This is a genomic window from Exiguobacterium sp. s142 (assembly GCF_018618455.1).
Lineage (GTDB): Bacteria > Bacillota > Bacilli > Exiguobacteriales > Exiguobacteriaceae > Exiguobacterium > Exiguobacterium aurantiacum_A.
Window position 1 is genome coordinate 83965 of the sequence record NZ_JACSMB010000002.1, and the last position, 21791, is coordinate 105755.

Below are 21791 nucleotides of genomic sequence, written 5' to 3' on the forward strand. Positions count from 1 at the left end.
GCTGATGTTTTTTGTTAGAATTGATGAGACATACTAATAATGAGGTGACAGCATGACATATGAAGAAGAATCACGAAAAGGGGTCATCGTGATCGTTTACCCGTTGCAGTTCACGTCCCGACTCAGCGAAGCATTTTTGCAGCGACTCAGTGTCGACTATGAGGTGCTCGTCGTGACCGGACAGACGGTCGGACTAACGGCAGAAGACCATAAACAGCTGATCAAGAACACGCTACGGGAAGCGAGTCAGTCCAAACTACCGATTCACGTCATCGCCTTCAGTCTCGGGGCGCTCTTGACGAACCGCCTCCTGCAAGAGTACGACGTGCCGCTCGGGAGTTTGACATACATCTCCCCGCTCTTTGATTGGCATTCGTCCCGCCAAATCGGCGGGCTCAAGCAAGTCGTCGCCAGTGCGGTCGACCGGTTCCGCCCCGATTTGCCGCTCAGTATGATGACGTTCACCGGCGGCGGGGAAGAGTCATCTCGTTTCGGCGAGATCACATACGCGCAGTACCGCGAAATCGAAGAAGAGATCGTTGAGCATCAAGAGGAGAAGAAACATTTACCTCGCTTACCGCTCGCTTGCTTCTACGCGCCGGACGATCGTTTCGCCGACGTGAAGCTGACGTTGAACGTCTGCCGCAAAATCGGCGGCGACCAAGTCTACATCCGTCGACTCGAAGGGTTCCCGCACTTTGGCTATGAACGATTGAACACAAAGTTCGCGGAGACGCTGTTAACGTTTTATGAATTGATTCGGGAATAAATAACAGGCGACTCGCGTGAGTCGCCTGTTTTCATGCCCGTTTTTCGATCGCCACGATGAATGGCGGATGATTGATTTGGTTGACGAAACCGTAACGGAGGACGCCGGCTCGTTTTTGGTCGAGTGACTCGACGTACGTGAGCACCTCGTCCCGCTCGACTTTCCCGCTCTCATGGCCGTGGTAGATGACGACGACGATGATACCGCCGACGGCCATCACGTCGAGCAATTGCTCGAGGGCGTCGATCGTCGTGTTGCCGGTCGTTGTGATCGACTTGTCGCTCCCGGGCAAGTAGCCAAGATTGAAGACGGCCGCCGTGATCGGACGGGTTTCATCCGCGACGACCGCCTTGACCGTGTCGTGGCTGTCGTGGACGACCGAGACACGATCAAGCAGATCGGCGGCGGTGATGCGGTCTGTCGTCGCCTTGACTGCCGCCTCTTGGACGTCAAACGCGTAGACGTGGCCGCTGCCGACTCGTTCTGCTAGAAACAATGTATCGTGTCCGTTGCCGGCCGTCATATCGATGGCGACGGCACCGTCTGTAACGTGTTCACTTAATAGATGCTTCGCGAACGGTAAAACTCTCATTAATCCCATAGATCTCATCCTTCTTTTTTCCTTGGAAGGAATCACGACGTTCCAACTCGGCGTTGATGGCGTTCAAGACGGCCATTTTGTGCCGGCTCCACGTCGGTCCGATCAATAAGTCGGGTGGACCGTCGCCCGTCAATCGATGAATCACGATTTCAGGCGGTAAGTACTCGAGCTGATCGCAGACGAGCGAAACGTATGTCGTCTCGTCCATGAGTTCGAGCAGCCCTAACTCGTATTGTCTGGCGAGCGGCGTCTGTTTTAAGACGTGGAGCAAATGGATCTTGATTCCTTGTATATCCATTTTAGCAACTTCTCGGGCCGTGTCGAGCATCATGTCTGGCGTTTCACCGGGAAGCCCGTTGATGATATGGACACAGACGGAAATGTTCCGGCTCCGCAGTTTCGCGAGACCATCGAGGAACGTCTTATAGTCGTGGCCCCGGTTAATCTTTTTCGCGGTTGAATCATGGATCGTCTGCAGGCCGAGTTCGACCGTGAGTGACGTCCGCTCGTTCAACTCAGCGAGATAGTCGACGACGTCGTCTGGCAGACAGTCGGGTCGTGTCGCGATCGCGAGTCCGACGGCGCCTTCTTCTGCGAGTGCCGGTTCGAACAGCTCGCGCAAGCGCTCTACGGGTGCGTACGTGTTGCTGAACGCTTGGAAGTAGGCGATATACAACGCCTGCTTCCATTTCCGATGCAGACGGGCCGTGCCCTCGGCGAACTGGACCGGGATCGGATCACAGGCGTTGCCGGCAAAATCGCCGCTGCCGTCATCCGAACAGAACGTGCAGCCGCCTTTTGAGACGAGGCCGTCGCGGTTCGGACACGTGAAGCCGCCATCGAGCGGGACTTTGAACACTTTCTCGCCGAATTCGCGACGATACGCTTCATTTAATTTGTGGAATCTAGCTTGGCCAAACGGATTATTCAATGCTATCCTCTCCTTCCTTGCTCATGCTATCACAAGGTGGAGCTTGCTTTACTTCATAATAAGTAATTTTTCTTGACAGTTATGTAGCGTTCCGTTAGCTTGGAGAAGGACTCATCACAGATTCGGCCGTCGTGCCGGATTTTTTATCGTTTAAAGGAATGAAAGGAGTAACGGGTATGAACAATAAAATGCCGATTTCGGTATGGATTCTAGTCATTGCGATGGCGCTCAACACAACGGCGGCGTCTTTTTTATGGCCATTTAACACACTCTATATTAATGGATATTTAGGCGAGTCGATGACGCTCGCAGGTATTGCGCTACTCGTCAACTCAGCGCTCGCCATCGCTGGTAACTATATCGGCGGGACGTTGTTCGACCGCATCGGCGGGAAGCGGACGCTCGTCATCTCGGTCGGGCTGTTGCTCGCGAGCTCGCTCGGCTTCTTATTGTTTCATTCCACGTTCTTCGGGTATTTGGCTTGGCTCGGTTTGATCGGGTTCTCGGGTGGGCTCGTCTTTCCGACCGTGTACGCGTTTGCCGGTTTGATCTGGCCTGAAGGCGGCCGGCGCTCGTTCAACGCGATCTACGTCGCCCAAAACGTCGGTGTCGCCCTCGGGACGGCGATGAGCGGTCAGATCGCGCGTATCAACATCGAGTGGATCTTCTATGCGAACTTCTTCTTGTCGGTCCTTTTCGTCGTTGTGCTGTTGTTCGGCCTGCGTTACTTGAAAAACCCGGGTCGTCCAATCGTCCAGTCTCAGATCGAGGCCGCGGCGACGACGCTCTCTGGCGCGACGATGAAATCGATGTGGTTTGTCGCCATCGGTTATGCCGCACTCTGGTTCGTCTACGTCCAGTGGCAAGGAACGATCGCCGTCCATTCGAAAGACCTCGGTGTGACGATCAGCCAATATTCACTGCTGTGGACGGTCAACGGAGCGTTGATCGTGTTCGCTCAACCGCTCCTCAACCGGGCGCTGCGCTACTTTGAAGACGATTTGAAGCGCCAACTCGTCGTCGGTGCCATCATCTTCCTCGCTGCTTTCATCATCGTCCCGTTCGCGGGAGGATTTACGATGTTCATGGTCGCGATGATCGTCATGACGATCGGTGAGATGTTCATCTGGCCGGCCGTTCCGACGATCGCCGCAAAACTTGCACCTCCAGGTAAAGCCGGACAGTTCCAAGGACTCGTCAACATCGCCGCGTCGGTCGGACGGATGATTGGACCGACGCTCTCAGGACTCACGTTCGATTTGCTCGGGATGAACGCTGTGTTTGGATTGCTGCTTCTACTCATTATCACAGCGCTGTTCTTCTTTATGAAAATCAGTTCGTTGAATCGTCAAACTTGATTCGAATTGCACATCGACCGCGTATTCAATTCGCATGCGATGTTGCAATCTCATTTAAAATCTAGGTAAAGGATCCTTTCACATAATCGTTCCGTCGTTTCCTGTTTCTAGCCGATGAGGGGATGTACACCATGAACGAAGAAGTCAATTTACTCGTGCTCGCGACCCAATACATGTTTTGGGTCGGATTTGTCGGAATGGCCGCCGCGACGCTCTATTTTCTAGTGGAACGAAACAGCCTCGATCCGGAATATCGTTCCGTCGCCACGGTCGCTGCCTTGGTCACGTTTGTCGCTGCCATCCATTACTATTTCATGAAGGACGCCGTTGGTGATTCGGGACTGTTGTCTGAGATCACAGGTTTCCCAACCGAGATTCGTTATATCGATTGGCTCGTGACAACACCGCTCTTGCTCGTGAAGTTCCCGTTGCTCCTCAGTTTGAAAGGGAAGATGAAGTCGGGACTGCTGACGAAATTGATCGTCGCCGACATTATTATGATCGTTTCGGGATATCTCGGTGAATCATCGATCAACTTGAACGGCGGCTTTACGCAACTTGGATTATGGGGCTATCTAGTCGGTTGTTTGGCCTGGATCTATATTATCTACTTGCTGTTCACGAACGTCACGAAAGCGGCGGAATCGTCGCCGGCCCCGATTCGGAAAGCGCTGCTCAACATGCGCCTGTTCATCTTGATCGGTTGGGCGATTTACCCGATCGGTTACGCGGTCACGCTGTTCGCGACCGGGGTAGAGGTTCAGTTAGTGCGTGAGCTCATCTACAACGTCGCCGACTTGGTCAACAAGGTCGGATTCGGATTGATCGCTTTCTTCGCAGTGAAAACGATCTCGACGCTCAAACAAATTAAAACGTGATTGTAAGTTCACATTGACGTGGATTTTTATCTTGCGCTAGAATGAAGAGGTGAGATAAAAATTGCGTTGATAAGGAATAGTATCGTAAGGTCGATATTGTAGAGAGCCGGTGGTTGGTGTAAACCGGTATATGGACCGCGAGAACTCGCCTTGGAGCTGTTCGCCTGAACTAAAAGTAGGGTGAACCGAAGTTACGCCTCGTTACCGGCGTCTCAAGTGGCAGACATGCAACATGGGTGGTACCGCGGAGAGCTTTCAAGCCTTTCGTCCCATTTACCGGGGCGGAGGGCTTTTTATTATGCAGAGGAGGAAGAAATTTGAGCTATTTTAAACATCAAGACATCGAGCCGAAATGGCAAAAACGTTGGGAAGAGAAAGATTCATTCCGGACGACGGAAGACCCGGACAAGGAATGTTTCTACGTCCTCGACATGTTCCCTTACCCGTCAGGAGCCGGACTTCACGTCGGTCACCCGGAAGGTTATACGGCGACAGATATCATCGCCCGTATGAAACGGATGCAAGGCTATAACGTCCTTCACCCGATCGGTTGGGACGCGTTCGGTCTTCCGGCCGAACAGTACGCCCTCGACACAGGGAACGACCCGCGCGAGTTCACGGAGCGTAACATCGGGACGTTCCGCCGTCAGTTGAAAGACCTCGGTTTCTCGTACGACTGGGACCGTGAGATCAGCACGACCGACCCGAAATACTACAAGTGGACGCAATGGATCTTCACGCAGCTCTATGAGCGTGGCCTCGCCTACGTCGACGAAGTGGCGGTCAACTGGTGTCCGGCCCTCGGTACGGTACTCGCTAACGAGGAAGTCATCGACGGATTGTCTGAGCGTGGGAACCACCCGGTCTACCGCGTCCCGATGAAACAGTGGGTGCTCCGCATCACGCATTACGCCGAGCGGTTGCTTGATGATTTAGAAACACTCGACTGGCCAGAGAGCGTCAAAGAGATGCAACGCAACTGGATCGGAAAATCGGTCGGCGCCGAAGTCGACTTTAAAGTCGACGGGCACGATAAAGTCGTTACCGTGTTCACGACGCGGCCTGATACTCTTTACGGAGCGACGTACGTCACACTCGCGCCGGAGCACCCGTTCGTCAAAGCGATTGCGACGCCGGAACAACTCGTCGCGGTCGAAGCGTACGCGGAAGAAGTCTCGAAGAAGACCGACCTCGAACGGACCGATCTCGCCAAAGAGAAGACGGGTGTCTTCACGGGCGCTTACGCGGTCAACCCGGTCAACGGGGAAAAACTTCCGATCTGGATCGCTGACTATGTCTTGTCGACGTACGGCACGGGTGCGGTCATGGCCGTACCGGGCCACGATGAGCGAGACTATGAGTTCGCGAAGACGTTTGACCTCCCGATCCGTGAAGTCGTCAAAGGTGGTAACTTGGATGAAGCGGCTTACACGGAAGACGGCGAACATGTGAACTCAGGAGCGCTCGACGGTCTCAATAAAGTCGATGCCATCGCCAAAATCATCGAAGAACTTGAACTTGCCGGCACGGGCCGGGCGAAGACGACGTATCGTCTCCGTGACTGGTTGTTCAGCCGTCAACGCTATTGGGGCGAGCCGATCCCGATCGTTCATATGGAAGACGGGACGCTCAAGACGGTATCGATCGAAGAGCTTCCGCTCGAACTTCCGATCATCGATGAGATCAAGCCGTCAGGCACAGGCGAGTCACCACTCGCGAACGCAGACGAGTGGTTGACGTACACAGACCCGGTGACGGGTGAGAAGGGTCGTCGTGAGACGAACACGATGCCGCAATGGGCCGGCAGTTGCTGGTACTACATCCGCTACATCGATCCGCATAACGAAGACATGATCGCCGATCCTGAGAAGTTGAAGCGCTGGCTCCCGGTCGACTTGTACGTCGGTGGGACGGAACACGCGGTCCTACACTTGCTCTACGCGCGTTTCTGGCACAAAGTGCTCTATGACATCGGGATCGTCCCGACGAACGAACCATTCCAAAAGCTCTACAACCAAGGCATGATTCTCGGTGAGAACAACGAGAAGATGTCGAAATCAAAAGGCAACGTCGTCAACCCGGACGATATCGTCAAATCACACGGTGCCGACACGCTTCGTCTCTATGAGATGTTCATGGGACCGCTTGATGCGGCCATCGCGTGGTCGACAAACGGCCTTGACGGGGCACGTCGTTTCCTCGACCGTGTCTGGCGTTTGTTTGAACAAGCGAAACTCGAAGACGTCGCTGCGACGGCCGACTTTGAGCGCACGTACCATCAGACTGTGAAAAAAGTGACGGAAGATTATGAGGCACTTCGCTTCAATACAGCGATCTCGCAACTCATGGTCTTCATCAACGAAGCGTACAAGCAAGACACGTTACCGAAGCAAGAGATGGTCAACTTCATCAAGATGCTCGCTCCGGTCGCACCACACTTGGCTGAAGAGTTGTGGGAGCGTCTCGGGATGGCAGAAGAGTTGACGTATGCGGCGTGGCCGACGTTCGACGAGTCGAAACTCGTCAGCGATACGATCGAGGTCGTCATCCAAGTGAACGGTAAGCTTCGGGCGAAGATGCACGTGACGCGCGACGCTTCAAAAGAAGCACTTGAGGCGGAGGCACTCGCGAACGAGCGTGTACAAGAGTTCACTGAAGGAAAAACGGTCCGTAAAGTGATCGTCGTCCCAGGTAAACTCGTTAACATCGTCGTAGGATAAGTTAAGGAATGTGTGACATTGTCACACGTTCCTTTCTTTTTGGGGATGCCGTTTTCTTTTTGAGGCGGTTTTGTTACACTAAAGGGCGACACTGAATATAAAGGGGACTAAGCGTCCATGAAACGATCTTACGTACTGTACACGACGTTGTTTGCGGTCGTAGTCGGCGTGATTCTTTGTTACGTGTTCGTTTTTTCAGACGAAGACATTCAAAGCCAAATCGCTGCGACATTTGAAAAGATTGAGATTCAAACGAGTCATCAAGCGACGTCGATGCCTCCGGTCGAGGCCTCGCCAGACGAAGAAGACATCGATACGACCGATGCGCTCGAACAAATACAGAATATTGACGAGGTTTACTATAGCGACACGATCGGGGCTTATTTGGTCTTGACGAAAGACAACGACTTCTTTGAAGTGAGCGGAAACGCGAATCGAGTGAACGCTTCGCTCAAGCTCGAGACCGAGAATCAATCGTTCCCGCTCGGTGACTTTATCGGGATGCGTATGATTGCAGAAGATAAAATTTATGCCGTCACATCGACCGGTGTCATCGTGACGATCGAGCGAGAAGAAGGACGTTGGATGGAGCGCGAACGAAAAGCAATCGGCGGGCTTGTTTCGACCGATCGGCTGTTCGGGCTCGGGTACGACCAAGAGACGGAACGGCTCATCATCATGAACCGCACGGCAGCGGCGCCGGATATCGAACTCATCTACGTTCAAGAACGGATTATGAAGGCGGAAACGCCGGATGAAGCCGAAGCGACACCGGATGAGGAAGCCGACCCAGCAACGGATGAACCGACCCAATCGGCTGAAGAAACGATCGAGACGGATGCTGTCTCTCCGGAAGATGAGGCACTTCAATCAGAAGGAACGGAAGAAACAGAAGACGTCGAACCGTTGACGGAGTGGACGATTGAATCACGCAAGTCGCTCACGACGGAAGGGATGAGCGCCTCGATTCAACAGAAGTTTGAGAAGTTCCGTGGGGTCGGTCTTGTCGAACGGCAAGGACGGATTTACGTCCTCGATTCGGAAGAACTCGTGTTATACACGATCAACCCAGGCGAAGGGACGATGAACGGTCAAATGGTGACGCCCCGCGTCTACGGTTCGACCGGCATGTTCCTGCAAGACAATGAAATTTTTGCAATCGTACGACCAGATGTGTTCGACCTTGACGCGTTCGTCTCGGTCGACTGATAGGAGCGGATCAAATGAGTAAACGTTATTTTTATGAAGAAGTACGTCAGTTTCACGAAACGTTCGGTCACCCGGAAGCAAGCGTGCCGAGCCCGCTCGAACTTGACCGGGCCGTGAAACGGTCGGTCTGGACGGCAGAAGAAGCGGTCGTCGAATTTTTGCACCAGTCGGCCCGGACGGAAGACGAGTTTTTGCAAGCCGTCGCGACGTTCCAACAAGGGTTTGAGAAAGCCGTGCACAAGTCGCTCCAAGAAGCGCCGCCGACGAACGACGTCGACCGGCTCGTCGGACAAGGTGATGCGCTCACGGACGCACTCTATTTCGTGATGGGGAGTTTCGTCGAGCTCGGGCTCGACCCGGTGCCGCTGTTTGAAATCGTCCAGCGTGCCAACATGGCGAAACTCGGCCCGGACGGATTGCCAATCCTGCGCGCGTCAGACAATAAAGTCATGAAGCCTGAAGGGTGGATGCCACCTGAGCCGGAACTCGAGGCTGAGGTCCGTCGCCAAATGGCAGAAAAATAAGAGAGCGTGGTCACTAGGACCACGCTCTCAGGTTGTTGATGAACCAAATCGTAAAAAGCGATCTGGTTCATCTTTTTTTATGTTCGATGGCCTTAAGGCGCTCTGCCTAACATAAAATTGAAGTCGAGTCCGCAGTAGACCGATGTCGACCGTTTACGTTGCTCGTCAGACGGCGCCCCGACTCCTGCAGGAAAGCAATCCGCCGGAGACCCAGCAGCGACGTTTGTCGCGATGCGGCTCCGGGATTGCCTGCGGAAAGCGTGGGCGCCGATAGGACGAGCGATATCACTCCTGTTAGTCCACGCTCTCTTTACGTTGCAGGCTCGAGTGTGGAGAATTCCGCCGCATGTGACCCGGCGCAGTGGCCGGTCGTGAAAGCGGCCGTAATGTTATAGCCGCCCGTGTATCCGTGAATGTCGAGCACCTCGCCGGCGAAGAACAAACCGTCTGCCTTCTTTGACATCATCGTCTGTGGGGCGATCTCTTTGACCGAGACACCGCCGCCCGTGACGAACGCCTTGTCGAAGTCGAGCGTACCTGTCGTGTGCAGTTCGAACGTCTTGAGACGCGTCGCGAAATCGATGACCGATTGTCGTTTCAACTGGCTCGCGTCCTCTTCGCCGAAAGCGAGTTCAGCCAAGAGAAGGTCGAGCATCCGTTCCGGGATGAACCCTTTCCAGACGTTTTTGACGGCACGTTTCGGTTGGGCTTGGACTTGATTCCATAACGATTGAACGAGCTCATCGCGCGCCATGTCCGGGAACGAGTCGAGTGACAATGCGACGACCCGTTCTTTACTGCGTTTGCGTTCTTTGATCGTATATTGACTGCATCTGAGTGCGATCGGACCCGAGATACCGAAGTGGGTGAAGATCATGTCGCCGCGGTGCGTTTTGATCGGCTTGCCTTTTTTACCGTGCACGGTGAGTGCGACGTCACGAAGCGATAGCCCTTGCAACTGTTTCGTCCCGATGAACGAATCGTTCAAGAGGATCGGCACTTCGGTCGGGAACAGCTCGGTGATCGTGTGCCCCGCTTTCTCGGCCCACGGGTAACCGTCGCCTGTCGAGCCGGTGTGGGGGACGGATTGACCGCCGACGGCGATGACGCAAGCCTTGGCCTCGATTCGTTCCCCGTCCTCTAGCTCGACCGCCTCGAACTCATTTGCTTCATTAAAATGGAGCGTTTTCACTTTCGCGTTCTTCCGAATCTCGACACCGAGCGAATCAATTGCCCGGAGGAGCGTGTTGACGACGTCCTGGGCCTTGTCCGTCACCGGGAACATCCGGCCGTTGTCTTCTTCTTTCAACGGGATGCCGAAGCCCGTGAACAAATCGATGATGGACTGGTTATCGAACTGGGCGAGGGCGCTATATAAAAAGCGGCCGTTACCAGGGATGAACTGAATCAACTCGTCGACCGGTTTCCGGTTCGTGACGTTGCAACGTCCTCCTCCTGAAATGGCGAGTTTGCGTCCGAGCTTAGAACCTTTATCAATCAGGAGCGTGTTCGCTCCGGCTTTTGCGGCTGCATAGGTCGCCATCAGGCCGCTTGGGCCTCCTCCGATGACGATGACATCTTTCATCATAGTATCCCTCGTTTCTGTTTCAAATCGACACGTAAAATTATCGTAACTTTATTATCCGCAACAGTAAGAGTATAATGAGAAACGGTCGTTTTGTAAAACTAGGACATTTCAAACGTTGTATGAATAGATGGAGGTATCTCATGTCATCAAGCGTCAAACAAGATTCAGGACGAGAATCCTTCGTCAAAGGAACGCTGCTCTTATCAGCCGGGAACTTGATTTCCCGTGCGCTCGGACTGCTGTACACGTTCCCGTTCCAAGCGATGGTCGGGATTGCCGGTGTTACGTTATACCAAGCGGCATATACGTATTATGCGCTCATGATCGCCATCTCGACGGCAGGGATCCCGGTTGCCGTCTCAAAATTCATCGCCAAGTATAACGCGCTCGGCGAGTATGGGACGAGTCAACGGCTGTTCCGGCAAGGGATGAAGCTGATGCTCGCGACCGGTGTCGTCGCCTTTTTCTTACTCTTCTTTGCCGCTCCGTGGTTGTCGGAGCTCATGGTCCGCAATTCGGAAAATAATCAACAGTATATCGACTCGCTCACGCTCGTCACAAGAAGCGTCAGTTTTGCGCTCTTGCTCATCCCGGCGATGAGTATGGTCCGTGGTTATTTCCAGGGACATCAAGATATGGCCCCGACGGCCATCTCACAAGTCATCGAACAGATCGTACGCATCATGTTCTTGCTCAGCGGAACGATGCTCGTCTTGTTCGTCTTCTCAGACTCGGAGTTCGTTCGTCCGCTCGCTGACACGCTCGGCGGGACGGCGGCGGTCGAGACGACGGAACTGAACGGATTGAAAGTGCTCGCCGTGACGATCGCGACGTTCAGCGCGTTCATCGGTGCGATCGGGAGTATCGTCGTCCTCGCGATGTACTGGCGCAAGCGAAAAGACATTCATCGACAGACCGACAACCCTGAAGGAACGCCGGTCCGTTCGATGAAATCGCTCTTGCTCGAATTGCTCAGCTACTCGATTCCGATCGTCATGGTCGGCTTGTCGACACCACTCTACCAGTTCGTCGATCAGTTGACGATGGTCAACACGCTGCTTAACGCTGGGAAATCGGTGGCTGAGGCGACGTCGGCGTTCGGTTTTTTGACCGGTAACGCCCACAAGATCGTTTTGATCCCGGTATCGATCGCGGCCAGTGTGTCGATGGCGACGATTCCACTCGTCACCCGATCGTTCACACACGGGGACATGGATAAAGTCCGCAATCAAGTCAATCATATTTTCCAAGTATCGTTCTTCGTGACGATTCCAGCCGTCATCGGACTCGTCGCGCTCTCAGAGCCGTTGTTTGGGACGCTCTTCCCGGGTGACCGGGAAGGGTGGGTCTACTTGCTCCATTACGCACCGAGTGCATTCTTCCTCGCCTATTACTCGGTCGCTGCGGCAATTTTACAAGGAATCAATAAACAATACTTCACGATTTTCGCGACAGCGATGGGGCTCTTGACGAAAGTCGTCTTGAACGTCCCGTTCGTATACGCGCTCGGCGGCATCGGTGCCGGTTATGCGACGATTGCCGGATACATCGTGGCGATCATCCTCATGGTGTGGAAGATTCAACGGGCACTTCAGTTCCCATACAAACAACTGTTACGTCGCACGATCCTCATGTTTGCGATGGGTGCGGCGATGTTCGTTGCGGTGTATGGGTCGTTGTTCATCACGCTGAATGACCAACCGAGTTGGAGCAATGACATCGTTGCGACCGTCGTCGGCTTCGGGATCGGGCTCGTCGTGTATGGCTATCTCGGATGGAGAAGCCACTTGGCCGGGAAACTGTTAGGAAAACGATTCCAATATCGGAGGAAAAATAATGCGAATTGATAAGTTGTTAGCCAATATGGGCTATGGTTCACGTAAAGACGTGAAACTGTTATTAAAACAGGGAGCGGTTCGAATCGACGACCAACCTGTGAAAGATGCGAAACGTCACGTCGACACGGACAGTGAGACGGTCACCGTGCTCGGTGAGCCGGTCGAGTACCGTCCGTTCGTCTACTTGATGATGAATAAGCCGGCTGGTGTCATCAGTGCGACCGAGGACAAAGTTGAGTCGACGGTCATCGAATTGATCGACCCGGCTTACGCCCATTACGAGCTGTTTCCTGTCGGTCGTCTCGACAAAGATACGACGGGCCTGCTGCTCATCACGAACGATGGGGCGTTCAACCACGCTCTCATGTCACCGCGTAAACACGTCGACAAGGTGTATATCGCCGAAGTCGACGGTGAGATTGCGGTCGAGGACATCCGCACGTTCGCGGAAGGAGTCGCTCTCGAGGACGGATACACGACGAAACCGGCGCGTCTTGAAGTGCTCAGTCAGACGGGCCAAAAATCGGTCGTTCGCCTGACGTTGTCGGAAGGGAAGTATCATCAGGTCAAGCGGATGATCGCTGCGGTCGGTAAGCACGTCGAACAGCTCGAACGTGTCCAAATTGGACCGCTCGAACTCGATGAATCGTTACAGCCTGGTGAATACCGTGAACTGACTGAAGCAGAAGTCGAACAGTTTTTGTCATGAATCAGGAGTGAAAAGTGAGACCGGATGTCGGAAAGGCATCCGGTCTCATTTTTTATGTAAAAAAAGAGGCCCCGCTCGCGGAACCCCTTGTAATTATATTCAATTTGCCGTCTTCAGTGAACGTTTCGATGACGTCCACGTGCCGCGACTCGGACTTTCTACAAGATTGTTGTATTCAAGTACGTTCAAATCACGCTGGACAGTGCGTGATGTGATGCCGAACTCTTCTACTAGTTCTGAAGTGGTAACGCAATCCCTTTCGTTGATAAATAAATAAATCGACTTAATACGGGTTAGCATACGATCTGTTGAACCTTTCATTGGATGACCTCCCAATGCGTAGAATGGTGAAAGACGAAACCGACGGACGACGAATGAAATATGAAATTGTTATTTTCTAAAATTACATCTTAAGTATAACGCTCCTAAACAGAAAAGCAAGAGAAAAGAACGAACGATTTCAATGTAAAGAACATGTTATGAACGTAAATATCGAATGAACGAACTGTAAATCATCGGTTATAGAGCTTAAAGACGAACGAAAAATTATTTTCGAAATAAATGTTCGTCTTTCTGACATTTGGATATACTAATAAGGGAGAGAACATTCGCAAAGGGGAGATTGACATGAACTGGAGACAAGAAGTCGACTTACGAAAAGATGCGTTTTTAAACGATCTTAAAGGATTACTTACAATTCCGAGCGTGTTAAACGAATCGAAAACAGGACCGAACGAGCCGTTCGGCCCAGAAGTCCGTCAAGCGCTCGACTATATGCTCGAGCTAGGTCAACGTGATGGCTTTATCACAAAGGATGTCGACGGATATGCGGGACATTTAGAATACGGCGAAGGTGAAGAACTCGTCGGCATCTTGTGCCATCTCGATGTCGTACCGGCCGGGGACGGGTGGACATATGGGGCGTTCAACCCGACAATCACCGACGGCAAAATTTTTGCACGCGGCAGCAATGACGATAAAGGACCGACGATGGCTGCCTATTACGGACTGCGGATCGTCAAAGAGCTCGGTTTGCCACTATCGAAACGGGTCCGGCTCATTGCGGGCTGTGACGAAGAGAGCGAGTGGCGTTGCGTCCGTGAGTACTTCAAACAAGAAGAGATGCCGACGTATGGGTTTGCGCCTGACGCCGATTTCCCGATCATCAACGCCGAGAAAGGTCTATACGATGGCGTGCTCAAGCAACTTCCGATTCAGCACGGCACGGGAACGAAACATCACCTCGTCTCGTTCATCAGCGGGGAACGCCCGAACATGGTGCCAGACGTTGCGACAGCGGTGTTGAAAACGAATGAAGTGCTCGAAGACCAATTCGAGGCGTATCTCGAGAAGTATGAAGCGGACGGGACGTGTGTTTTTGAAGAAGGGATGTACACGTTCACAATAAAAGGCGTCGCGGCCCACGCGATGGAACCAGACAACGGGGTGAACGCGGCCTACGTGCTCGCAGGCTTCCTGCTCACGCTCGCGCTCGATATTCAAGGTGAGCGCTACATCGAGTTCGTCCGTCACGTCTTTGCGGACTCACGCGGCATCTCGCTCGGTATTGAAGCGAGCGACGAGACCGGGGATTTGACGATCAACGGTGGCGTCTTCCGCTACAACGACACGGAGCGGATGGCGACGGTCAACATCCGTTACCCGTATACGGCAAAGTTCACGGAACGTCTGCAAAACTTGAAAGAAATCGCGTTGTCATTCGGTTTCGAATTGACGACAAAACACCATATGCCGCCACACCACGTTTCGGAAGACCATCCGCTCGTGACAACATTAGCAGGCGTCTATGAGCGCCAAACTGGTGAATCAGCGCACCTGATGGCAATCGGAGGCGGTACGTATGCCCGCTCGCTCGAAGCCGGCGTCGCGTTCGGCGCGTTGTTCCCGGGAGCGAAAGATGTCGCCCATCAGGTCGACGAGTATATGGAAGTTGAAGATTTATTACGTGCGGCCGCAATCTATGCGGAAGCAATTTATGAGCTCGCTAAATAATAACCTTTGAGAGCTGACTGCATCGGTTGGCTCTCTGTCTGTTAGGAAGGAAGTTGAACGTGAACCAGCAAAAAAAATCGTTTCAATCGATTTATGTCGCCATCTTTTTCGCACAAGGCGCCCTCATCCCTTACATGGCCTTGTTCTTCTCACAAGCACGTTTTGATTTGTCACCAAGTGAGGTCGGGACGATCGTCGCTATCTTGCCCATTTTATCGATTGGTGTACAACCACTCTGGGGCATGCTGGCCGACCGCACGGGCCGAACCCGCGCCTGGTTAATGTTAGCAATGATTGCGGCTGCGGCAATCTCGATCACATTTTTATTTGCGACATCGTACGTCTGGATCATTCTGTTGATGATAGTCTGGTCGATATTTCAATGTGCCCACATTCCGCTCGTCGATATGATGACGCTCGATTACACGTCCCGCGCTAAAATCGATTACGGAGCCATCCGTTTGTTCGGCTCGGCCGGGTTTGCTATCGCGGTCTTCATGATCGGCCGGATTGCGGATACGTCATGGGGGTTATCGAGTACGTTTCTGCTTAGTGCGATCGTGCTCGTCGTCGGAACCGTCGCCTTGAAGCAAATTACGGATACGGGTGTAACCCATACGACGACAGCAGCCCCGTTCGCTTGGTCAGCCATTTGGAATGCACCGTTCGTGGCGTTTTTAGTCGGCGGCATGCTCGTCTTTGGTCCGATTTACGCAAACAACTACTACTTTGGCATTTATGTGACGAGCATCGGCGGCTCGACGACGCTCGTCGGGACGTTGTTTTTAGTGGCGGTGCTCTGTGAGATCCCGTTTATGAAAGTGGCGCATCAAATTGTCGCACGTCTCGGCACTGTCAACGTACTCGCTGGGGCAGCTTTGATTTCAGCGCTTCGGAACGGTTGGCTCGCACTCGAACCGTCGTTGTGGGTCGTTTGGTTGCTCGCCATCGTTCAAGGACTCGTCGTCGGGTTGCTCATTCCGGTTGCACTTCAGTTTGTCCGAAGTCTCGTCAGCTTAAACGTCACCTCGACAGCGATTGGCGTCTATATGGCTGTCACATCGGGCTTGGCGACAGCCGCATTCAATCAGTTGAGCGGGATTATCATTGAAGTAGACAGCATTATCGGTGTATTTTGGATGTACACAGCAGTCAGTGTCATCGGCGCGATTTTATTCTTGGGACTGAGACGGTTCCGTGAGAAAGGATGACGAGCGATGTCGACACATTATTTTATAGCGCTCCCGATTGAAGCGCGACAGTTTGAACAAATCCAACGGGACATCTTACCGTTCTATTCCTATCGCCGGGTTTATCGACCAGAGGAATTTCATTTGACGCTTCAATTTTTAGGGGCATTAGACGATGACCAAGTAGAGGCAGTCAAAGAGATCACTCGAGACGTGGCGCACGAAACGGCGCCGTTCACGTTATATTTTCAGCAGATTGATCATTTTGGGAGACCCGATCGTCCGCGCGTGCTGACAATCATCCCGAATCCGTCTGTAGCGCTTTCGACATTCGTCAGTACACTTCGGCGCAAATTGGCAGAAGAGATTTCAGCAATCGATCGGAAACCGTTCGCAGCACACGTCACCCTTGCAAAGAAATGGGATACCGGCGAGCGGATCCCTTATATCGCACCTGCGTTTGACGTGGAAGAAGCAATCACAGAAGTAGTGCTCTATCGAATCAATCCGACAAAGACTCCTGCCTATGAAGCAGTTGAAGTATTTCCGCTAGCGCATTCAGAGGAGGACACATGGCGATCCCGATTAAAATTTTTGACGTAATTTCTAAATATGAACGGAACATGCTCGATCAATTCAATCGTTTTCAAGAGTATATCGAATCCGATACGGCGCGAATGCGCAGACTCTACGACTCAAATCGGCTAACTCCGCCGGAAATCATGGAGTTTGAAAACCCGTGGTGGAAATTTTGGCGTCGTACGGAGCGCATCGAGCTCGAAGCGAACCCGTTGACGGAAAAACAATTTCAAACGCTGCTCACAAACCGGCGCCGCATCCAAAAGCTTCAATTTGCGTGCGAAGGGGCAACAGAAGCGGACATGCCACTATTAGCTTTTTTGCGGGACTATAGTTATCGGCATATGCTCACAGAATGGAACGAGCATCACTTTTTCATGTATCGTCCTGTCGTCGAGTGGAACGGGGCCATGGTTGAACTAAGCCATATCATCGTTGGGCCGTCGCATATTTATCTCGTTGAATGGCTTGAAGGTGACCGCAGCATCTATCACGTGTCGAAACAGAAGACTTGGATTCATCAACCGCTCAAAGGGGAAAATAAACGTGTAGTCAATCCGCTCATCGCATTGACACGCACCGAAGAAATCGTAAGGCAGTTTCTTCCGTCCTATGATGGGGTCATCCAAAAAGTGGCGTTGGCTCCGAACGGCTATTTCGATCATGTGCCGGAGACACGCGCGACCCAGTTTGTTTCACGGTCGGATTACGACCAATGGATGAAACAAGTCAATGCGAGGGCATCCATCGTGAAAGCCCAACAAATTCGAGATGTGGCGAAACTTCTAGATACGACAGCACAGATGCCGTTTCGACAATTTTTGGATCAGTAGGAGAGGATGGAACGAGTATGTATCACACACCTGATCAACAGGCGACAACGCATGTGACAATCGAGCGGGCAACGCTCCTCTCATTTGAGACGGTTCGACTCGAAGTCATCGCCGAATATGAGTCCATTCCAGTACAAATCGAACAAAATGGGCGCCCTGTTACTTACGTGGTGCTCGAAGAACGATCAACTGAGGCCGGGACGATTGAACGGGACATCCGTCTCGCGCGCCCGGTAACGCTGGAATCGGTTTATACCGTATTTCATCCTGGACATAAAACAATCGTGGTCGTCCCGAGAGAAATTGTCCAGACGAATGAGTTTGAACGCAGATACGCCTACGATGGACCGCTCGGACTCCTCTTTGGCATAAATGTGATTGACGTATTCGTCTGGTCACCTGTCGCTTTCTCGATTTGGGTGACGGTGCATGATGAAGACACGCATCGGGAAATCGAGCGATTTCGGATGATGCGCGGTAGCCGCGGCGTCTGGCATGCCGAGGTGCCAAAAGGTTACGAAGGTTTACTGTACCGTCTTCACGTCAAAACACCGGTCGAAACGAACGATATCGTCGACCCTTACGCGAAAGCCGTCAGCCTGAATGGCGAATTTGGCGTATTGGTCGATGTCGAAGCCGAGATTGCGAAACACGTTGAACCGGTGTTACGGCCGCCGCTCCGAAAAGCGACTGACGCCGTCATCTACGAACTTCATATCCGCGACTTCACGAGCCACCCCGCTTCGACGAGCCGTCTAAACGGATTGTACGGCAGCATCGTCGAAACCGGGATTCGGACGACCGGTGACAAGAGTGCCGGTCTCGATTACTTGAAAGAGTTAGGCGTCACACATTTACAATTGCTCCCGGTGCATGACTTCGGCAGCGTCGACGAGTTGACACGCATGCCTTATAACTGGGGGTACGACCCGATTCATTGGTTCGCTTTAGAAGGGAGCTACGCCTCAGACCCAAGCGCCCCGACAACAAGAGTGCTCGAATATGCCCGAATGGTGAATGAGTTACACAAAACCGGGATGCGCGTCGTCGTCGATGTCGTCATGAACCATGTGTTCATTCGTGAACAGTCGTCGCTTGAAGCGCTCGTGCCGTATTATTATTTCCGGTATGAGCACGACGGGACGGTCGCAAACGGTACCGGTGTCGGGAATGACACAGCGTCTGAACGGTATATGATGCGTCGCATGATTGTCGATTGCATCACTTATTTTGCGACGACGTATCAAGTTGACGGTTTTCGATTCGATTTGATGGGGATCCATGATGTGGAAACGATGAACCAAGTTCGGACGTCGCTTGATAAAGTCGACAGGTCTATCTTGATCTATGGAGAAGGTTGGGATTTGGCGACACCGCTCGGCCCGTCCTTGAAGGCGTCTTCCCACAATGCGGCGCATATGCCACGAATTGGTCATTTTAACGATATGATGCGAGATGCGCTGAAAGGTTCCTCGTTCAACGAGCGCGAGCGCGGCTTCGTATCCGGGAACGAATGGCGGGAGTGGGAACTTCGTGAATGCATCACCGGTGCCGTTCAGATTCCGAACGTCACCGTCGGTCGGTTCCCGAGTCCGCAATATACGATCAATTATGTGGAAGCGCACGATAACTATACGACGTTTGATAAATTGCTGCTCGCTTGTGAGGATACGGATGAGACGACGAGGTTACGGATGCAACGGCTGGCCACGGCGATCGTCATTACGTCACAAGGCGTTCCGTTCCTTCACGCCGGACAAGAGTTCGGTCGGACGAAACAAGGCGTAGAGAACAGCTACAACGCCCCTGATCGGATCAATCATTTTGATTGGGACCTTCGTGACAGTCGGGCGACAGAAGTGGAGTATGTGAAAACGCTGCTCAAGTTACGCCGGCGCCACACGTGTTTCCGATATGATACCCGGCAAAAAGTAGTCGAGCAGTTCAAGTTTCTCCCGTCGCCGCCTGGTGTGATCGCTTACGAACTGACAGCAAGCCATTCTTACGATGCTTGGCAGCGAGTGCGTGTGTATTTGAACGGGACGTTCGAGCAAGTGACGTTCCAAGCCGAAGGCGACTGGAACGTATACGTGCAAGGGGATAAGGCGAGTTTGACGCCGATTGTTCGAAACCCGAGTCAGATTCAAGTCGAGTCGTTGTCAATGACGATTATCGCGTGTTAATATTGTGATTGTATCTTTTTAACTTCCAATGAGATTTGAGCGTGATGAACATGTATTCAGATATAATCGGTGCCCTCGGTGAAGAGTGGACAGTGGCTTCCGCAGGCGGGATTACGGGTGAAGCGTACGTAGCGACGACGCACCAACAAAAAATCTTTGTTAAACGGAATTCGTCTCCATTTTTAGCGATTCTATCCGCCGAAGGCATCGTCCCGAAACTATTGTGGACGAAGCGGATGTTCAACGGAGACGTTCTCAGTGCCCAACAGTTCATCGAAGGTCGCGAGTTATCGCCTGCCGACATGGAGCGTTCCGAAGTGGCGGCGCAACTCGGAAAGATCCATCATTCGAAAGAGCTATTATTCATGTTACAGCAGTTAAACCATACACCGGTCACTTCAGAACTGTTGTACCGGCAATGTGCCGCCTATGAGCAAGATGAGGCAGATGAGACGATCGATGAGGCGGTCCGTTGGTTATCAGACCATCGGCTGCCCGATGACGAGCGCGAACTAGTCGTTTGTCACTCTGACCTCAATCACAATAATTGGATTGAGGATGAGTCGGGACTTCTTTATTTGACCGATTGGGACGACGCCATTATCGCGGATCGCGCGTTTGATTTGGCGATGGTCGTCTATAGCTATGTCGATGAAGTCGATTGGGAAGAGTGGTTCAGCCATTACGGGATCACGCTGACCGCCGATCTGCATTACCGAATGCACTGGTACGCGATTGCCCAGACGGTGTTGACCATCTATGGTGAACAGAGCGCCATGGCAAGAGCTGAAGGTTTGACCGTGCTTCGTGAGCTTCTCGACGAAGCGGATGAACGGACGCAATGAAAAAAGGGATGGCTCACGAATGTGAGTCATCCCTTTCGATATACATCAGACATCTTCAGGTTTCATAAAGTACGCCCAGACGAACGTAGCGATGACGGCGCCGAAAAACGTGAGCGGGGCCGCATAAAAGATTAAGAATTGATCTAACGTGCTCATTGATTTAACCTCCTTGTGAGGGATGATTCATGTTCATTAAACAATGATTTCGTGTATAATCGCAAGGGGACTGCTCGCGTGAAGCGGCTCAGTCAGCAGAAACTTGAACATTTCATGAACGAAAGGTAGGATTTCAATGCGCTTACGCCATAAACCTTGGGCTAAAGACTATATGCAAGCCCAAGAACATGTATTTATCACGAATCCCAAACAGTTGAAAGGGAGTTGGAAAACCGAATTCGGTAACGACAATCCACTCTTTATCGAGGTCGGTTCTGGGAAAGGGCAATTCGTTCTCGGGATGGCCCAACAGTTCCCGGACGCCAACTTTATCGCCATCGAGCTATTCGAGAGCGTTGCCGTCTCGATCGTCCAAAAACTCGTCGAAACGCCGATGCCAAACGTACGCGTCTTGACCGTCGATGCGAAGCAACTCGTCGATTACTTCGAAGCAGGGGAAGTCGACCGCGTTTACTTGAACTTCTCGGACCCTTGGCCGAAGACGAGACATGCGAAGCGTCGCTTGACGTATAAGACGTTTTTAGCCACATACGAAGCGATTCTGCCTCGCGGGGGCGAAATCCACTTTAAGACGGACAACCGAAGTCTGTTCGAATATTCGCTCGAGAGCATGAGCCAATACGGCATGTACTTCACGGATATTTCACTCGATTTGCACGCAAACGAACCGGGTGACAACGTTCGTACCGAGTACGAAGAGCGCTTCAGCGCCATGGGTCAGCCGATCTACCGGATGGAAGCAGCGTTCCGACCGAAAATTTGACACGCTTTTTTCTTATTTTGATAGCATTTTCTTCACACTTTTTTCTTTCTTCTTGGTACAATAGGAATGACGCTAAATTGGAA

General features: G+C 52.4%; 20 protein-coding genes and 1 other annotated feature. Of the genes, 15 read left to right on the forward strand and 5 right to left on the reverse strand.

Features of this window, described 5'->3' with window-relative positions; translation table 11 throughout:
* Window positions 1-52: 52 nt before the first annotated feature.
* The gene (locus KNP77_RS02890) at window positions 53-769 is read left to right on the forward strand and encodes an alpha/beta fold hydrolase (protein WP_070329405.1); all 717 of its coding nucleotides are present in this window, start codon (window positions 53-55) and stop codon (window positions 767-769) included.
* A 31-nt stretch (window positions 770-800) separates the two neighbouring features.
* Here KNP77_RS02890 and mnmM read toward each other — a convergent pair whose 3' ends face one another.
* Together mnmM and mnmL are read right to left on the reverse strand one after the other, a co-directional pair.
* A complete protein-coding gene (gene mnmM, locus KNP77_RS02895) occupies window positions 801-1370 on the reverse strand; it encodes a tRNA 5-(aminomethyl)-2-thiouridylate-methyltransferase MnmM (RefSeq protein WP_214888392.1) in 570 nt (189 codons plus the stop codon).
* Window positions 1324-2301: a tRNA modification radical SAM protein MnmL/YtqA gene (mnmL, locus tag KNP77_RS02900; protein ID WP_214888395.1), complete on the reverse strand. Its 978-nt coding sequence runs from the start codon at window positions 2299-2301 to the stop codon at window positions 1324-1326. Before mnmL ends, mnmM begins: the two co-directional genes overlap by 47 nt.
* Before the next feature lie 176 nt (window positions 2302-2477).
* Between mnmL and KNP77_RS02905 the strand changes: the two genes are divergently transcribed.
* The 5 genes from KNP77_RS02905 to KNP77_RS02925 all read left to right on the forward strand — a co-directional run bounded on the left by KNP77_RS02905 (window position 2478) and on the right by KNP77_RS02925 (window position 8990).
* The gene (locus tag KNP77_RS02905; RefSeq protein WP_214888398.1) at window positions 2478-3659 is read left to right on the forward strand and encodes an MDR family MFS transporter; all 1182 of its coding nucleotides are present in this window, start codon (window positions 2478-2480) and stop codon (window positions 3657-3659) included.
* A 131-nt stretch (window positions 3660-3790) separates the two neighbouring features.
* Entirely contained in the window at window positions 3791-4537 is a 747-nt protein-coding gene (locus tag KNP77_RS02910; RefSeq protein ID WP_131441465.1) for a bacteriorhodopsin-like, read from the forward strand.
* Between the two features lie 57 nt (window positions 4538-4594).
* Window positions 4595-4812 (forward strand) — a binding site (T-box leader).
* A 42-nt stretch (window positions 4813-4854) separates the two neighbouring features.
* Entirely contained in the window at window positions 4855-7257 is a 2403-nt protein-coding gene (gene leuS, locus KNP77_RS02915; protein WP_131490421.1) for a leucine--tRNA ligase, read from the forward strand.
* Between the two features lie 117 nt (window positions 7258-7374).
* The gene (locus KNP77_RS02920) at window positions 7375-8466 is read left to right on the forward strand and encodes a hypothetical protein (protein ID WP_214888401.1); all 1092 of its coding nucleotides are present in this window, start codon (window positions 7375-7377) and stop codon (window positions 8464-8466) included.
* Window positions 8467-8480: 14 nt separating this feature from the next.
* Window positions 8481-8990 carry a pyrophosphohydrolase domain-containing protein gene (locus KNP77_RS02925; RefSeq protein WP_131441468.1) on the forward strand — a complete coding sequence of 170 codons (510 nt, stop codon included), beginning with the start codon at window positions 8481-8483 and terminating at the stop codon, window positions 8988-8990.
* Window positions 8991-9300: 310 nt separating this feature from the next.
* Here the strand turns inward: KNP77_RS02925 and KNP77_RS02930 are convergent, their stop codons facing one another.
* Complete coding sequence (locus KNP77_RS02930; RefSeq protein WP_214888404.1) at window positions 9301-10578, reverse strand: BaiN/RdsA family NAD(P)/FAD-dependent oxidoreductase; 1278 nt, start codon at window positions 10576-10578, stop codon at window positions 9301-9303.
* A gap of 140 nt (window positions 10579-10718) precedes the next feature.
* On the opposite strand from KNP77_RS02930, the gene KNP77_RS02935 reads away from it, so the two are divergent.
* Together KNP77_RS02935 and KNP77_RS02940 are read left to right on the forward strand one after the other, a co-directional pair.
* A complete protein-coding gene (locus KNP77_RS02935) occupies window positions 10719-12425 on the forward strand; it encodes a putative polysaccharide biosynthesis protein (protein ID WP_131504684.1) in 1707 nt (568 codons plus the stop codon).
* Window positions 12415-13125: a pseudouridine synthase gene (locus KNP77_RS02940; RefSeq protein WP_131463864.1), complete on the forward strand. Its 711-nt coding sequence runs from the start codon at window positions 12415-12417 to the stop codon at window positions 13123-13125. The genes KNP77_RS02935 and KNP77_RS02940 overlap by 11 nt, the downstream gene beginning before the upstream one ends.
* Window positions 13126-13224: 99 nt before the next feature.
* On the opposite strand, the gene KNP77_RS02945 is transcribed toward KNP77_RS02940, so the two are convergent.
* The gene (locus KNP77_RS02945; protein WP_083274163.1) at window positions 13225-13446 is read right to left on the reverse strand and encodes a DeoR family transcriptional regulator; all 222 of its coding nucleotides are present in this window, start codon (window positions 13444-13446) and stop codon (window positions 13225-13227) included.
* 306 nt (window positions 13447-13752) lie between these two features.
* Here KNP77_RS02945 and pepV point away from each other — a divergent pair, with 306 nt between their 5' ends.
* Genes pepV through KNP77_RS02975 form a run of 6 tightly spaced genes read left to right on the forward strand, consistent with a single transcriptional unit; the run spans window position 13753 to window position 20768 of the window.
* Entirely contained in the window at window positions 13753-15138 is a 1386-nt protein-coding gene (gene pepV, locus KNP77_RS02950) for a dipeptidase PepV (RefSeq protein WP_131463862.1), read from the forward strand.
* Window positions 15139-15197: 59 nt separating this feature from the next.
* Window positions 15198-16349 carry an MFS transporter gene (locus KNP77_RS02955; RefSeq protein WP_236633356.1) on the forward strand — a complete coding sequence of 384 codons (1152 nt, stop codon included), beginning with the start codon at window positions 15198-15200 and terminating at the stop codon, window positions 16347-16349.
* 6 nt (window positions 16350-16355) lie between these two features.
* On the forward strand, window positions 16356-16931 hold the full coding sequence (gene thpR / locus KNP77_RS02960; protein WP_131490414.1) for an RNA 2',3'-cyclic phosphodiesterase: 576 nt from the start codon (window positions 16356-16358) through the stop codon (window positions 16929-16931).
* Window positions 16901-17740, forward strand: a complete 840-nt coding sequence (locus tag KNP77_RS02965) for an NERD domain-containing protein (protein WP_071397856.1) — start codon at window positions 16901-16903, stop codon at window positions 17738-17740. The genes thpR and KNP77_RS02965 overlap by 31 nt, the downstream gene beginning before the upstream one ends.
* Window positions 17741-17757: 17 nt before the next feature.
* On the forward strand, window positions 17758-19923 hold the full coding sequence (gene pulA / locus KNP77_RS02970; protein ID WP_070329419.1) for a type I pullulanase: 2166 nt from the start codon (window positions 17758-17760) through the stop codon (window positions 19921-19923).
* 50 nt (window positions 19924-19973) lie between these two features.
* Complete coding sequence (locus tag KNP77_RS02975; protein WP_070329440.1) at window positions 19974-20768, forward strand: phosphotransferase family protein; 795 nt, start codon at window positions 19974-19976, stop codon at window positions 20766-20768.
* A gap of 45 nt (window positions 20769-20813) precedes the next feature.
* On the opposite strand, the gene cydS is transcribed toward KNP77_RS02975, so the two are convergent.
* Window positions 20814-20924, reverse strand: a complete 111-nt coding sequence (cydS, locus tag KNP77_RS16195) for a cytochrome bd oxidase small subunit CydS family protein (RefSeq protein ID WP_438802343.1) — start codon at window positions 20922-20924, stop codon at window positions 20814-20816.
* A 136-nt stretch (window positions 20925-21060) separates the two neighbouring features.
* On the opposite strand from cydS, the gene trmB reads away from it, so the two are divergent.
* Window positions 21061-21708, forward strand: coding sequence for a tRNA (guanosine(46)-N7)-methyltransferase TrmB (gene trmB, locus KNP77_RS02980; protein ID WP_214888406.1), 648 nt, complete (start codon window positions 21061-21063; stop codon window positions 21706-21708).
* Window positions 21709-21791 lie beyond the last annotated feature (83 nt).

Excerpts from the sequence above, each read along its gene's own strand:
- KNP77_RS02930 (WP_214888404.1), bottom strand. The coding sequence starts at position 10,578 with ATGATGAAAGATGTCATCGTCATCGGAGGAGGCCCAAGCGGCCTGATG.
- KNP77_RS02965 (WP_071397856.1), top strand. The coding sequence starts at position 16,901 with ATGGCGATCCCGATTAAAATTTTTGACGTAATTTCTAAATATGAACGG.
- trmB (WP_214888406.1), top strand. The coding sequence starts at position 21,061 with ATGCGCTTACGCCATAAACCTTGGGCTAAAGACTATATGCAAGCCCAA.
- pulA (WP_070329419.1), top strand. The coding sequence starts at position 17,758 with ATGTATCACACACCTGATCAACAGGCGACAACGCATGTGACAATCGAG.
- KNP77_RS02910 (WP_131441465.1), top strand. The coding sequence starts at position 3,791 with ATGAACGAAGAAGTCAATTTACTCGTGCTCGCGACCCAATACATGTTT.
- cydS (WP_438802343.1), bottom strand. The coding sequence starts at position 20,924 with ATGAGCACGTTAGATCAATTCTTAATCTTTTATGCGGCCCCGCTCACG.
- KNP77_RS02935 (WP_131504684.1), top strand. The coding sequence starts at position 10,719 with ATGTCATCAAGCGTCAAACAAGATTCAGGACGAGAATCCTTCGTCAAA.
- KNP77_RS02925 (WP_131441468.1), top strand. The coding sequence starts at position 8,481 with ATGAGTAAACGTTATTTTTATGAAGAAGTACGTCAGTTTCACGAAACG.
- pepV (WP_131463862.1), top strand. The coding sequence starts at position 13,753 with ATGAACTGGAGACAAGAAGTCGACTTACGAAAAGATGCGTTTTTAAAC.
- KNP77_RS02890 (WP_070329405.1), top strand. The coding sequence starts at position 53 with ATGACATATGAAGAAGAATCACGAAAAGGGGTCATCGTGATCGTTTAC.
- mnmM (WP_214888392.1), bottom strand. The coding sequence starts at position 1,370 with ATGGGATTAATGAGAGTTTTACCGTTCGCGAAGCATCTATTAAGTGAA.
- KNP77_RS02940 (WP_131463864.1), top strand. The coding sequence starts at position 12,415 with ATGCGAATTGATAAGTTGTTAGCCAATATGGGCTATGGTTCACGTAAA.
- KNP77_RS02975 (WP_070329440.1), top strand. The coding sequence starts at position 19,974 with ATGTATTCAGATATAATCGGTGCCCTCGGTGAAGAGTGGACAGTGGCT.
- thpR (WP_131490414.1), top strand. The coding sequence starts at position 16,356 with ATGTCGACACATTATTTTATAGCGCTCCCGATTGAAGCGCGACAGTTT.
- KNP77_RS02945 (WP_083274163.1), bottom strand. The coding sequence starts at position 13,446 with ATGAAAGGTTCAACAGATCGTATGCTAACCCGTATTAAGTCGATTTAT.
- KNP77_RS02905 (WP_214888398.1), top strand. The coding sequence starts at position 2,478 with ATGAACAATAAAATGCCGATTTCGGTATGGATTCTAGTCATTGCGATG.
- KNP77_RS02920 (WP_214888401.1), top strand. The coding sequence starts at position 7,375 with ATGAAACGATCTTACGTACTGTACACGACGTTGTTTGCGGTCGTAGTC.